The organism is Massilia glaciei, assembly GCF_003011895.2.
Taxonomy (GTDB): domain Bacteria; phylum Pseudomonadota; class Gammaproteobacteria; order Burkholderiales; family Burkholderiaceae_D; genus Telluria_A; species Telluria_A glaciei.
Genome location: NZ_PXWF02000249.1, coordinates 25,956 through 40,244, shown reverse-complemented (window position 1 = coordinate 40,244; position 14,289 = coordinate 25,956). Strand labels below are relative to the sequence as shown.

Sequence of the window (14,289 nt, the reverse complement as noted above, 5' to 3'; positions counted from 1 at the left end):
GCTACGCCGACCAGATCGCCACGCTGAACCTTCGCCTGGCCTCGCTGCTCGGACGCGAGGTGCTGCGCAACAACCAAAACCCGTTCCGCCCAGAATTGTTCCTCTCGGCCCTGCACCAGGCCTGGTGCGAGTTCGACCCCGACACCGAATCGCACGCGCTGATCCCGACCATGCTCTCGCCCGAGGTGCTGTTCGATTTCGCGCCGATGTACGAGGAGCTCAACGGCGCGCTCAAGCGCAAGGGAGTCCTGCCGGGCTCGCTCGACGCGCTCAACATCAAAAAGACCGAAAGCAAGGCCGCGGCCAAGGCCGCGCGCGTCAAGGAGAAGGCGGCGCTGACCAAGCAGTTGCGCCAGTTCCTCGCAGGCGAGGCCGACGAGGCCGACAAGGGCGACGGCTTCGACCTGTCGGTGCCCCTGATTCCCGACCTGCCATCGATGCCCCAGGGTAATGGCGGCTGGCGCCCGAGCGGGGCCGTGAACGCCATGCAGGCGAGCGCGCCCGGCCGCCACGACGGCGGCGCCCATGTCCGGGACGCGCTGCCGGCGCGGGGCCGCTACGACGGCGGCGCGCATGTCCAGGAAGCGTCGCCGGTCCAGGGCCGCCACGACGGCAGCGCCCCGATGTTCAACGGCCTGCCGGGGCAGGGGCAGCACCCCGGCGCCATGCGCGACGGCGAGCCGGCGGCGGGCCATTCCAACGGCGGCGCGCCGATGCGCGGCGGCCACCCCGCGGCGGGGCATTTCGACGGCGGCCACGACCAGTCCGTGGCGCACGCGCCCCTGCTGTCGATGCTCGGCGACATCCAACAGCGTTCGGTGATGCAAGCCGCGCCGGGGCAGGGCGGCGCCGCGCCGCGCGAGCAGGCGTTTCCGACCAGCCTGCGCCAGCGCATTCCGCAAGGCAGCATGTCGCGCGGCGAGGAGGGCACGATCGACCTGCTGTCGAAGATTTTCGACACGGTCTACCAGGATCAAAGCATCCCCCGCGAGATCCGCGACCTGATCCAGTACCTGCAGATCCCGGTGCTCAAGGCGGCGCTGGTCGACAAGGACTTCTTCTTCGAGGAGGAGCATCCGGCGCGGCGCATGATCGACCTGCTCTCGCGCATGGGCATGGAGCAGCGCAAGGGCGCCGACGATCCGCTGCTGCACGCGATGCGGCGCGGCGTGGACAAGGTCGGGCGCGATTTCGACAGCAGCCTGAGCGTGTTCGCCGACGCCGTCGCCGAGCTCGAAGCCTCGATCAAGCAGGAGGAGACGGTGGCCCAGGACGCCATCGCCGAGCCGATCGCCGCGGCCCTCAAGCAGGAGCGCGTGGTGGCCGCGACCCGTTCGGCCAGGTCGGCCGTGGCGGTGCGCGTGAGCAGCGGCGAGGTCGTGACCGTGCTCGAGACCTTCCTCGAAAACAAATGGACCTCGGTGCTCACGGTCGCCTACAGCGTCGAGGAGGCCAAGCCGGGCGCCGTCAGCAACGCCACCAAGACCATGGACGAGCTGATCTGGAGCGTCAAACCGAAGCTGACCCACGCCAGCCGCAATGAACTGATCAAGAAACTGCCTGGCCTGCTCGCCTCGCTCAACAAATGGCTCGACGTGATCAAGTGGCAGGACGCCGAGCGGCTCCAGTTCTTCGCCGAGCTGGCCGAATGCCACGCCTCGATCGTGCGCGCGCCGGTCGACCTGTCGCCCGAGCGCCAGCTCGAGATCGCCGTCGAGGTCGCCCAGCAGGACGCGATGCGCCGGATCGAGAAGGAGAACGCGGTCGAGCAGGCGCCCGAACTGGTGCTCGACGACGCCGTGCTCGAGGTCGACGCCTTCGAGCGCAACATGCTGGTCGACTTCGCGCAGGCCGACGCCAGCGTGCGGCGGGTCAAGCTTGCCTGGATCAGTCCGCTGCGCACCCTGTTCATTTTCTCGACCATGGAGAAGCAGGAGGCGTTCTCGATCTCGGTCGAGAAGCTGCTCGAGGCCTGCCGCGCCAAGCGCGTCAGCGTGGTCGGCACCGACGGCGTGGTCACGCGCGCGCTGGCGCAGGCGATGGACGCGGCCAACGACGGCGGCGGCGCGGAAGTGGCCGAGCGCCGGCTCAGCGCCTGACCCGGGGGCGCGCCGCCGCCGCGCCGCCGAGTGCCGCGCGGCGTTTTTCCATGGCGCGGCCCGGGCCGCGGGCATGCGCGCCATGCGTCCCGATAGTTCAATTTCCTTGGCTTGCCATATTGTCGTTTAGAAATTTTGCGTCATAATTGCGTTCTGGCAAATTCACGAGGCGCGGCGAAGCAGGCATGTCCCCCACACCCACCACCAACACGGCGGCGAGCCAGAAGGCGGCCGCCGAGGCTTTGCGCCAGGAAACGATCGAGACCCTGATCGGCATCGTGTTCAAGCACGCCAACGAGCACATGCCGGCCGTCTGCGTGCGCCTGGCCGAGGCCCTGGGCGGGCCGGGCAAGCTCGGCGAACAGGGAGCCCTGTTCGTGCAGCTGCAGTCGGGCATGCTCGAGCGCCTGTTGCGCAAGCAATTCGAGGAGCTGGCCCCGTCCGCGCGCGCGCAGACCGTCGCGCACGGGGCGGCGCTGTCGCTGGTGCCGCTCGAGGAGATGGACAGCAAGGTCACCTTCGACGCCCTGAGCCGCCCGTTCGAGATGCGCCACGCCGACCTGATCGCCACGCTCAACGTGCGCCTGGCCTCGCTGCTCGGACGCGAGGTCCTGCGCAACAACCAGAATCCGTTCCGCCCGGAGCTGTTCCTGTCGGCGCTGGACCAGACCTGGCGCAGTTTCGATCCCGACTCGTACGCGCAGGCGCCGACCCCGAGCGTGCTCACGCCCGAGGTGCTGTTCGATTTCGCCCCGATGTACGCGGCCCTCGGCGAGGCGATGAAACGCAAGGGCTCGCAGGACGCGCTCAAAATCAAGAAAACCGAGGGCAAGGCCGCCGCCAAGTCGGCGCGCGCCAGGCAGAAGGCGGCGCTGAGCAAGCAACTGCGCCAGTTCCTGGCCGACGGCGACGGCGAGGACGGCGTGCCGATGATCGCCGACCTGCCGTCCATGCCGCAAGGCAATGGCGGCTGGCGCCCGAGCGACGTCGATCCCGGCCTGCGGGGGGCGGCCGCGGGGGCGCCCGCGCCCGGCGCCACGCCCGGCCTCGCCCACGCGTCCGGTACGCAAGCGTCCGGCACGCAAGCGGGCCGATCCCATGCGGGCGGCGCCCACGCCTACGCCGCGCCGGGCGGCCCGCGGGCGCCGCTGCTGTCCTTGCTGGGCGGGCTGCAACATGGGGCGCTGGCGGCGCCGGGCGGGCAGGCGCCGTCCACCCTGTCCGGTTTGATGCAAAGCCTGCCCCAGGGCAGCCTGTCGCACGGCGACGAAAGCACGGTCGGCCTGCTGTCGAAGATTTTCGACGCGGTGTTCCACGACCCCGGCATTCCGCGGGAGATCCGCGAGCTGATCCGGTTCCTGCAGATCCCGGTGCTCAAGGCCGCGCTGGTCGACAAGGATTTTTTCTTCGAGGAGGCCCATCCGGCGCGCCGCATGATCGACCTGCTCTCGCGCGGCGGCATGGCGCCGCGCCAGGGCGCCGAAGACCCGCTGCTGCGCGCGATGCGCCACAGCGTGGACAGGATCGGGCGCGACTTCGACGCCAACGCGGACGCGTTCGCCGAGGCCGTGGGCGAACTCGAGCATTCGATCGAGCGCGAGGAGGCGGCGGCGCAGGAGGCCATCGCCGGGCCGATCGCGGCCGCCCTGGTCCAGGAGCGCTTGGCGCTGGCGGCCAGGTCGGCGGCGCAGGCGGTGGCGCTGCGGGTCACCAACAGCAAGGTCGACCCCTTGCTCAAAGGCTTCCTCGAAACCCAGTGGACCGAGGTGCTCAAGGCGGCCCACGGCGCCGAGGAGCGCAAGCCGGGGGCGGTCGAGAACGCCATGAAGACCATGGACGCGCTGATCTGGAGCGTCAAACCCAAACTGACCAAGGCGTCGCGCAAGAAACTGATCGCCAAGCTGCCCGGCCTGCTCGCCTCGCTCGCCAAATGGCTCGACCTGGTCAAATGGCACGACGGCGAGCGGGCCGCGTTTTTCGCCGCGCTGGCCGACGCCCACGCCGCCATCATGCGCGCGCGGGTCGAACTGTCGCCCGCGCGCGAGCTCGAGCTCGCCGTCGAGGCGGCCCAGCGCGAGGCGATCCGCCGCATCGCCGAGGAGGAGGACGCGGCCGAGCGGGCCGGCGCCGCCGCGCCCGACGCCGCCGCGCTCGCCGTCGACGAGCTCGAGCGGGGGATGCTGCTCGATTTCGGCGACGCCGGCGGCGCGCGGCGCGCCAGGCTGGCCTGGATCAGCCCGCAGCGCACGCTGTTCATTTTCGCCAGCGCCGGGGCGCAGGACAAGTTCTCGATGCCGGCCGACAAGCTCGTCGAACTGTGCCGGGCCGGCAAGTTGCGCGTGGTCGACGACGACAGCGTGGTCAGCCGCGCTCTGGCGCGGGCGATGGGCACCGACCCCGAGACCCCCGGCGCGGGCGGGTAGGGGGGGCGCCCGAGGGGGGCGCCCGAAGGGGGGGGCGGCGCGGCCCGGTTCGCCCTTCCGCCAACCATCGGGCACGCAACAAATGCTATGATGATGCCCTTTCCAGACCCCGCCTGAGCGATCCAACCACGTGCGCCTCTCCTCCATCAAGCTGTCGGGTTTCAAGTCCTTCGTCGATCCGACCAACTTCCAGGTGCCCGGCCAGCTGGTCGGCGTGGTCGGGCCCAACGGTTGCGGCAAGTCCAACATCATCGACGCGGTGCGCTGGGTGCTGGGCGAGTCGAAGGCCTCGGAGCTGCGCGGCGAATCGATGCAGGACGTGATCTTCAACGGCTCGACCCACCGCAAACCGGCCGGGCGCGCCTCGGTCGAGCTGGTGTTCGACAACAACGACGGCAAGGCCGCCGGCCAGTGGGGCCAGTACGCCGAGATCGCCGTCAAGCGCACCCTCACGCGCGACGGCACCTCGACCTACTACATCAACGGCCAGCCGGTGCGCCGGCGCGACATCCAGGACATCTTCCTGGGCACGGGGCTCGGCCCGCGCGCCTACGCGATCATCGGCCAGGGCATGATCTCGCGCATCATCGAGTCGCGCCCCGAGGAGCTGCGCGTGTTCCTCGAGGAGGCGGCCGGGGTCTCGAAGTACAAGGAGCGCCGGCGCGAGACCGAGAACCGGCTCGGCGACACGCGCGAGAACCTGCTGCGGGTCGAGGACATCCTGCGCGAGCTCAACGCCAACCTCGAAAAGCTCGAGGCGCAGGCGGTGGTGGCCAACAAATTCCACGCGCTGCAGCGGGACCAGGAGGAGAAGCAAAAGCTGCTGTGGCTGCTGCGCCGCAACGAGGCCCAGGCCGAGCAGGGCCGCTGCGCGCGCGAGATGGACGAGGCCCAGAACGGGCTCGAGGAGCAGACCGCGCGCCTGCGCCACGTCGAGCTCGAGCTCGAGCAGATGCGCCAGGCCCATTTCGGCGTCGGCGACCGCCTGCACCAGGCCCAGGGCCAGCTGTACCAGACCAATTCCGAGATCGGCAGCCTGGAGGCGCAGATCAAGTTCGTGCTCGAGTCGCGCAGCCGGCTGCAGAACCAGCTCGCCACCCTGACCGCCCAGCGCGACCAGTGGCAGGGCCAGGCGCGCGCCGGCTTTGATCAGCTCGAGGAGGCCGACTACGTGCTCGAGGAGCTCGGCGCGCGCGTCGAGCAGTCGCAGCAGAGCGCCGAGGCGGGCAACGAGGCGCTGCCGGCGTTGGAGGCCGCCTGGCGCGCCGCGCAGCACGCGACGACCGAGTCGCGCGCCAAAATCATGCAGGCGCAGCAGCAGATCGAGCTCGAATCGGCGCACCAGCGCAACGCCTCGAACATCCTGGGTGGGCTGCTCACGCGGCGCGAGCGCCTGCAGCAGGAGAAAAGCGGCCTGAACCTGCCCGACAGCGGCCACCTGGCCAACCTGCGCCTGCAGCTCGAGGAGAAGCAGCAGGCGCTCGAGGAGCAGACCATGCTGCTCGAGGAGGCGCTCGAGCAGCAGTCGCGCTTCGAGCAGGAGCGCGCCGGCGCGCAGGCCGCGGTCAACGCCGAGAGCGCCGCCAACGCGCGGCTCGAGGCGCGCCTGTCGGCCCTCAAGCAGCTGCAGGAGCGGGTCCAGAGCCAGGGCAAGGTCCAGCCGTGGCTGCAAAAGCACGAACTGGCCACGCTGCCGCGGCTGTGGCAGAAGCTGCACATCGAGGCCGGCTGGGAGACCGCGCTCGAGGCCGTGCTGCGCGAGCGCACCGGCGCGCTCGAGATGTCGAACATCGAATGGGCCAGGGCTTTTTTTGGCGACGCGCCGCCGGCCAAGCTGGCGCTGTACGCGCCGCCGCCGGCCGCCGCGTCCTTGCCCGACGCGCCCGGCCTGACGCCGTTTTCAAACCTGCTCAAGCTCAACGACCCGGCCCTGCGCACCCTGCTGCACGACTGGCTCCACAACGTCTACGTGGCCGAGGACGCGGCGAGCGCGTTCGCCGGGCGCGCGCGGCTGCCGTCCGGGGGCTCGTTCATCACGCGCGAGGGGCACGCGGTGTCGCACTCGAGCGTGCGCTTCTACGCCGCCGACGCCGAGCAGGACGGCCTGCTGGCGCGCCAGCAGGAGATCGAGAACATCTCGCGCCAGCTGCGCGCCCAGGCCCTGCTGGCCGACGAGGCGCGCGCGCGCGCGGTGCGCGCCGACGCCGCCGTGTCCGAACTGACGCGCCGCCTGCAGGACGCGCGCCAGCGCATCGGCGCCATCACCCAGAGCGTGCACGGGCTGCAGATCGAGGTGGTGCGCCAGTCCGAGGTCGAGGCGCGCTTCAACCAGCGCAGCACCCAGATCCTGGCCGACCTGGCCGAGATCGCCGCGCAGGAGGCCGAGCAGCAGCAGGCGCGCATGGAGTCCGAGGAAAAATTCGAGCAGCTCGACATGGCGCTGGCCGACCTGCAGTGCGCGCACGAGGACGGCCAAACCGCCTTCCTCGAGCGCGAGCAGGCGCTGGCCGACGCGCGCGTGCAGGCGCGCGAGCTCGAGCGCGCCGCGCAGGAGGCCGCGTTCGCCGAAAAAAGCCAGCGCAGCAAGATCGAGGAGCTGCGCCGCACCATCGCCACGGCCACCGGGCAGGCCGCCCAGGTCGCCGAAAGCCTCGAGGCGGGCCGCTTCGAGCTCGAGAACCTCGAGGCCGGCGCCGCCGACGACGGCCTGCAGGACCTGCTCGAGCGCCGCAGCGGCCAGGAGCGCGCGCTGTCGGACGCGCGCCACGAGCTCGACCAGATCACCCAGCAGCTGCGCACGGCCGAGGAGGCGCGCATGCAGTCCGAGCGCAGCCTGCAGCCGCAGCGCGACAAGATCATGGAGATGCAGCTCAAGGAGCAGGCCGCGCGCCTGAACCAGGAGCAGTTCGACGAGGCGCTCAGGGCGGTCGCGGCGGACGAGGCGGCGCTGGCCGAAAAGCTCCATCCCGAGCTCAAGCCGTCCTACCTGCAGGGCGAGGTGACGCGCCTGACCAACGCGATCGCCGCGCTCGGCGCGGTCAACCTGGCCGCGCTCGACGAGCTGGCCCAGGCCGCCGAGCGCAAAAACTTTTTGGACGCCCAGAACGCCGACCTGACCGAGGCCATCAACACGCTCGAGGACGCGATCCGGCGCATCGACAAGGAGACGCGCGAGCTGCTGCAGGACACGTTCGACCGCGTCAACCACCATTTTTCGGAATTGTTCCCGATCCTGTTCGGCGGCGGCAACGCGCGCCTGGTCATGACCGGCGACGAGATCCTCGACGCCGGGGTCCAGGTCATGGCCCAGCCGCCGGGCAAGAAGAACGCGACCATCCATTTGCTCTCGGGCGGCGAAAAGGCGCTGACCGCGACCGCGCTCGTGTTTTCGATGTTCCGCCTCAACCCGGCGCCGTTCTGCCTGCTCGACGAGGTCGACGCCCCGCTCGACGACGCCAACACCGAGCGCTTCTGCCGCATGGTCAAGCGCATGTCGGAGCACACCCAGTTCCTGTTCATCTCGCATAACAAGATCGCCATGGAGATGGCCAACCAGCTCATCGGCGTGACCATGCAGGAGCAGGGCGTCTCGCGCATCGTCGCCGTCGACATGGAGGCCGCGGCCGGCCTGGTCGAGCCGCTGCACGCGGCCTGAGATGCCCCTGAACGACCGCGGGCGCTTGGGTTGACCCGCTCGGTTTACAATGTCTGACGCGCGCGTGCGCGCAGCCCACCGTGTATGATGATAATTAATCTACTACGACGCCGCCGGCGAAGCTCCACCGGCCGCGCCACCCATTTCGCAAACAGGGCACAAGCAGCATGACAGAATTCGAATTGAGTCTGGCCGCAGTCGGCGCCACCGGCGTCGCCGCCGTCTTCGCGTACAACAAGTGGCAGGAGCACAAGGCCAAGAAGAGCGTCGAACGCGCGTTCTCGTCCGACCACGACGATGTGCTCATGCGCAACGACGGCGTCCCCGCCGCGCGCCACGAGCCCACCTTCGACCCCGGGCAGGGCGCCACGGCCGGCCCCGGCAACGGCGACGACGCCGGCCTTGACGCCGGCGCGGCGGCCCCGTTAAACCCGGCGCCGGCGGCCGACGACACCACCCCGGCGGCCGAACTGGCCACGCAACTGGTCGACCCGCTGATCGACTGCCTGATCCCGCTCGCGCTCGAGCACGCCGTGCGCGGCGACAAGATCCTGCCCGCGCTGCAGACGCTGCGCCACGTCGGCAACAAGCCGATCCACTACATCGGCCTGCACGTCAACGGCGACTGGGAGCCGATCACCCACGGCGGCGTCTACACCAAGCTGCAGGCCGGCGTGCAGATGGCCAGCCGCACCACCGCGCTCAACGAGCTCGAATACTCCGAACTGGTGCAGCGCCTGCGCGTGCTGTCCGACGAGATCGGCGCCGAGTCCGAAATCCCCGACATGATCGAGGTCATGGGCGAGGCGCGCAACTTGCACCGCTTCGTGGCCGGCCACGACGCCCAGCTTGGCGTGAACCTGATGTCGAACGGCGCGCCGTGGGCCATCAGCACCCTGATCGGCGCGCTCGAAAAGCAGGGCTTCGACGTGCGCCCCGACGGGCGCTTCGTGATGCCCGACGGCGACGGCGGCGAGCTGTTCTCGCTCTCGACCAACGTCACCTTCGGCGCCGACACCACTTCGCGCCTGACGCTGCTGCTCGACGTGCCGTGCGTGGCGCCGGCGCGCGACGGCTTCGGCGCCATGGTCGCCTGCGCCAGGGCGCTGGTGGGCCGGCTCGACGCCACCATCGTCGACGACGGCGGCCAGCCGCTCATGGACGAGGCGCTCGCCGAGATCAACGGCCAGGTGCTCGACTTCTACCACGAGATGGAGGCGGCCGACATCGCTGCCGGCTCGGTACGCGCGATGCGCCTGTTCAGCTAAGCCGGGCAACATCTTGAGCAACGATTTGACCAACGGTCCGGCCAACGGTCCGGCCATCGGTCCGGCCAACGCGATGAGCGCGATGGGCGGCGCCGGCGCCGACCTGGCGCGCATGCGCTCGCTGACGGCGGAGCTGAACCGCCACATCTACGCCTACCACGTGCAGGACGCGCCGACCATCCCCGACGCCGAGTACGACCGCATGTTCGTCGAGCTGCAGGCGCTCGAGGCGGTCCACCCCGAGGCCATCTCAAACGACTCGCCGACCTTCCGCGTGGGCGCGGCGCCGATCCCCGAATTCAAGCAGGTCACCCACACGGTGCCGATGCTCTCGCTTAACAACGCCTTCGCGCCCGAGGACGTTGACAATTTCGACCGGCGCGCGCGCGAATCGCTCGGCGCGGCGCGGATCGCCTACGCGAGCGACCTCAAATTCGACGGCCTGGCGATCAGCCTGCGCTTCGAGGACGGCGTGTTCGTGCGCGCGGCCACGCGCGGCGACGGCAGCACCGGCGAGGACGTCACCGCCAACATCCGCACCGTGCGCGCCATTCCGCTGCGCCTGCACGGGGACCAGCCGCCGTCGGTGCTCGAGGTGCGCGGCGAGGTGCTCATGTTCAAGGCCGACTTCGCCAAGCTCAACGCGCGCCAGCGCGCCGCCGGCCAGAAGGAGTTCGCCAACCCGCGCAACGCCGCCGCCGGCAGCCTGCGCCAGCTCGATTCGCGCATCACGGCCGGGCGCAGCCTGCGCTTTTTCTCGTACGGCGTCGGGGCGCTCGAGGGCGCCGCCATGCCCGAGTCGCATTCGGCCCTGCTCGAGTGGTTCGGCGCGCTCGGCCTGCCGGTGTCGGGCGAATGCAAGGTGGTGCAGGGCGTCGACGGCCTGCTCGATTATTACGCAGGCGTGGGCAAGCGCCGGCCCGGCCTGCCCTACGAGATCGACGGCGTGGTCTACAAGGTCGACCGGTTCGAGGACCAGCAGCGCCTCGGCTTCGTCTCGCGCGCGCCGCGCTTCGCGCTGGCCCACAAATTCCCGGCCGAAGAGGCGCTCACGGTGGTGCAGGAGATCGAGGTGCAGGTCGGGCGCACCGGCGCGATCACCCCGGTGGCGCGCCTGGTGCCGGTCTCGGTCGGCGGCGTCACCGTCACCAACGCCACCTTGCACAACGAGGACGAGGTGCGGCGCAAGGACATCCGGATCGGCGACACCGTGATCGTGCGCCGCGCCGGCGACGTCATCCCCGAGGTGGTCGGCTGCGTGCTTGAACGGCGCCCGGCGGACGCGCGCGAATTCGTCATGCCGACCGCGTGCCCGGTGTGCGGCTCGCCCATCGTGCGGGCCGAGGACGAGGCGGTGGCGCGCTGCGCCGGCGGCTGGACCGTCTGCGGGGCCCAGAAGAAGGGCGCGCTGATGCACTTCGTGTCGCGCCGCGCGCTCGACGTCGAGGGCCTGGGCGACTCGCTGATCGAACAACTGGTCGACAAGGGCCTGGTCGACAACGCCGCCGACCTGTACACCAAACTCGACCTGGCCACGCTGGCCGGGCTCGAGCGGATGGGCGAGAAATCGGCCAAAAACAAGCTCGACGCGCTCGAAAAATCGAAGCAGACCACGCTCGCGCGCTTCATCTACGGCCTCGGCATCCGCCACGTGGGCGAGTCGACCGCCAAGGCGCTGGCCCAGCACTTCGGCAACATCGACGCGCTGGTCCACGGCGCCACCTGGGAGGGCGGCCTGCAGTTGCTCGAGGTGCCCGACGTCGGCCCGGTGGTGGCGCGCTCGCTCGGCCAGTTTTTCGCCGACCCGGCCAGCCTGGCGCTGGTGGGGCAGTTGCGCGCGGCCGGCATGACATGGAAGGAGGGCGCCCACGCGCTCAAAAACGCCGGCGCGCTGGCCGGCAAGACCTTCGTGCTGACCGGCACCCTGCCCACGCTCGGCCGCGACGAGGCCGCCGCCATGCTCGAGGCGGCCGGCGCCAAGGTGTCGGGCTCGGTCTCGAAAAAAACCTCTTACGTTGTCGCCGGCGCCGACGCAGGCAGCAAGCTGGCCAAGGCGCAGGAACTGGGCATCAGCCTGCTCGACGAGGAAGGCCTGCTGGCGCTATTGAATTCAACTACAGGCGGCAGCGCCGCCCCAACAACGAAGGAAGCACCAAGTGCAAAAAATTAGAAAAGCCGTGTTCCCGGTTGCCGGTCTTGGCAGCCGTTTCCTGCCCGCCACCAAGGCCCAACCCAAGGAGATGCTGCCGATCGTCGACAAGCCGCTGATCCAGTACGCGGTCGAAGAGGCGGTCGCGGCCGGCATCACCGAGATGATCTTCATCACCGGACGCAACAAGCGCGCGATCGAGGACCATTTCGACACCGCCTACGAACTCGAGTCCGAGCTCGAGGCGGCCGGCAAGACGGCGCTGCTCGAATTCGTGCGCAACGTGATCCCCAAGAACATCACCTGCATCTACATCCGGCAGTCGGCCCCGCTCGGACTCGGCCACGCCGTTCTGTGCGCGCGCCCGGTGGTCGGTACGGAGCCATTCGCGGTGCTGCTGGCCGATGATTTCATGGACACCGAGGAAGGCCAGAAGCCGGTGCTGGCCCAGATGACGGACCTGTTCGACTACGAGAAATGCAGCATCCTGGCGGTGCAGGACGTGCCGCGCGAGAGCACCGGCCAGTACGGCATCGTCAGCGCGGCGCCCTACCGTCCCGGCCTCGAGCACGTCTCGGGCATCGTCGAAAAGCCCAAGCCGGCCGATGCGCCGTCGACACTTGCGGTGGCCGGGCGCTATGTGCTCTCGGCCAAGATCTTCGACTTCCTCGAAAACATCGGCGCCGGCACCGGCGGCGAGATCCAGCTCACCGACGGCATCGCCGCGCTGATGGCCTCCGAGCGGGTGCTGGCGCACCGCTACGCGGGCAAGCGCTATGACTGCGGCTCCAAGGTCGGCTACCTGCAGGCGATGACTGCGATGGGCCTCAAGCACCCCGAGACGGGCGAGGCCTACCGCAAATTCCTCGACGAGATCCAAACGCGGCACGCCGACAAATGACGATACGGCAGATCCTCAAAATGGGCGACCCGCGCCTGCTGCGCGTGGCCGAGCCGGTGCGCGAATTCGGCACGCCGGCGCTCGAGGCGCTGATCGCCGACATGTTCGACACCATGCACGCGGCCAACGGCGCCGGCCTCGCCGCGCCCCAGATCGGGGTCAACCTGCAACTGGTCATCTACGGCTTCCGCCAAAACCAGCGCTACCCGGACGCGCCGGCGGTGCCCGAGACGGTGCTGATCAACCCGGTGCTCACGGCGCTGTCGGACGAGACCGAGGAGCAGTTCGAGGGCTGTCTGTCGGTGCCGGGCCTGCGCGGCAGCGTGCCGCGCTACACGCGCCTGCGCTACGAGGGCGTCGACCGGCACGGCGCGCCGATCCGGCGCGAGGTCGACGGTTTCCACGCGCGCGTGGTGCAGCACGAGGTCGACCACCTGCTTGGCATCCTGTATCCTATGCGCATCACCGATTTTTCGCGGTTCGGCTTCACCGAGGTGATGTTCCCCGACCAGGACCCCAACGACGACGACTGATGAATCCAACCCGCACCGCCATCCAGACCCCCATTTCCAACGCCACCGCCTCCGCCACGCTCGCCTGCATCGCCGCTTGCCTTGGCGCGCTGCTGGCGCCGGCGCCGGCCGCCGCGGAAGACCTGTTTCGCAAGATCGAGCACGCGCCCGCCAGCGAGGTGTGGCTAGACAGCGGCTTCGCCACCTTCCACGTCGACGATGACAAGGGGCTCAACGGGCGCAATCCAGGCGCCGGCCTCGAATACCGCTTCTCAAGCACCATGAGCGCCACCGCCGGGCGCTTCCTCAACAGCGACAACGACCATACGGTCTACGCCGGGGTGATCTACCAGCCCTACCAAATCGGGCCGGTGCGCCTGGGCGCGGTGTTCGCGGCCCTCAACGGCTACCCGAAAATGCGCGACGGGGGCTGGTTCCCGGCGCTGATCCCGACCGCCACCATCGAGTACAAGCGGGTCGGCGTGAACCTGGCCTTCGTGCCCGGCTACAAGGACAAGCTGCATGCCGGCGTGTCGGTGCAGCTCAAGTTCCGGGTGTGGTAGGCGCACGCCGCGACGTAGAATCGCTTTAAAAGCAAATCTAGTTGCGCTAGGGGTGCGGCAGGGCTTGCCGCGGGCGAACGGTTGGCGCCGCCGGCCGGGGCGGGCGTCCCCGAACCCTTCTGGCATTCGTGCTCGGTTGCTGTCGAATTTTGTCTCGTTCCGTCGTTTTCTGGCGCGCTGGTTGCGGATTGGAAAAACAGAAGGCGGGATGCGACAAAACGCGCACGAATGAGACGTCAAACGAGCACGAATGCCAGAGAGGCGCGTGGGGGGGGCACGACCCGCGCGCCGTCGTCCGGGTTGCAGGGTCGCATAGTTGCAGGGAGTTGGCGCCGCGACCGCGCGCCGCGACCGGGCCCGGCGCGCCACCTTCACGCCCTCGATCCCCAAGGGCTATAACTGCGCCGGCGGCGCTGATCGGCAACGCGCTGGCCCCTGCCAATTCCCATCCGCAGTCGATGTCACGGACCGTGGGGGCGCCTTGACCTGAGTATCGTTTTCAATACAATGTGTTGATGATCACATTTGAATGGGACCCGGCCAAGGCGGCGGAAAACCTCGGGAGGCATAGGGTCTCCTTCGACGAAGTCCGGTCCGTTTTTTGCGACGAATTCGCGGTTCAATTTTTCGACGATGCTCACCCGGAAAGCGAGGAACGCTGTTGCTGGGGATGAGCGCCCATGCCCAGCTTCTTCTCGTTTGCGATTGCGTGGGCGACG

9 protein-coding genes are annotated in these 14,289 nt (G+C 69.4%); all 9 read left to right on the top strand.

All coding sequences use genetic code 11. The features are described 5' to 3' along the window. A partial coding sequence (locus C7C56_RS17225) for a DUF1631 family protein (protein ID WP_106758602.1) occupies positions 1-2,099 on the top strand: 2,099 nt, incomplete at its 5' end. 185 nt (positions 2,100-2,284) lie between these two features. Continuing rightward, the gene (locus C7C56_RS17220) at positions 2,285-4,522 is read left to right on the top strand and encodes a DUF1631 family protein (RefSeq protein WP_106758601.1); all 2,238 of its coding nucleotides are present in this window, start codon (positions 2,285-2,287) and stop codon (positions 4,520-4,522) included. A 130-nt stretch (positions 4,523-4,652) separates the two neighbouring features. Next, a complete protein-coding gene (smc, locus tag C7C56_RS17215; RefSeq protein ID WP_106758600.1) occupies positions 4,653-8,177 on the top strand; it encodes a chromosome segregation protein SMC in 3,525 nt (1,174 codons plus the stop codon). 167 nt (positions 8,178-8,344) lie between these two features. Further along, a complete protein-coding gene (locus C7C56_RS17210) occupies positions 8,345-9,445 on the top strand; it encodes a cell division protein ZipA C-terminal FtsZ-binding domain-containing protein (protein WP_106758599.1) in 1,101 nt (366 codons plus the stop codon). A gap of 73 nt (positions 9,446-9,518) precedes the next feature. Next, positions 9,519-11,615, top strand: coding sequence for an NAD-dependent DNA ligase LigA (ligA, locus tag C7C56_RS17205; protein WP_106758606.1), 2,097 nt, complete (start codon positions 9,519-9,521; stop codon positions 11,613-11,615). Beyond that, positions 11,602-12,495, top strand: a complete 894-nt coding sequence (galU, locus tag C7C56_RS17200; RefSeq protein WP_106758598.1) for a UTP--glucose-1-phosphate uridylyltransferase GalU — start codon at positions 11,602-11,604, stop codon at positions 12,493-12,495. Before ligA ends, galU begins: the two co-directional genes overlap by 14 nt. After that, complete coding sequence (gene def / locus C7C56_RS17195) at positions 12,492-13,028, top strand: peptide deformylase (protein ID WP_106758597.1); 537 nt, start codon at positions 12,492-12,494, stop codon at positions 13,026-13,028. Before galU ends, def begins: the two co-directional genes overlap by 4 nt. After that, on the top strand, positions 13,028-13,570 hold the full coding sequence (locus C7C56_RS17190) for a hypothetical protein (protein ID WP_307719057.1): 543 nt from the start codon (positions 13,028-13,030) through the stop codon (positions 13,568-13,570). Before def ends, C7C56_RS17190 begins: the two co-directional genes overlap by 1 nt. Before the next feature lie 515 nt (positions 13,571-14,085). After that, positions 14,086-14,244: a BrnT family toxin gene (locus C7C56_RS17185; protein ID WP_229458829.1), complete on the top strand. Its 159-nt coding sequence runs from the start codon at positions 14,086-14,088 to the stop codon at positions 14,242-14,244. Positions 14,245-14,289 lie beyond the last annotated feature (45 nt).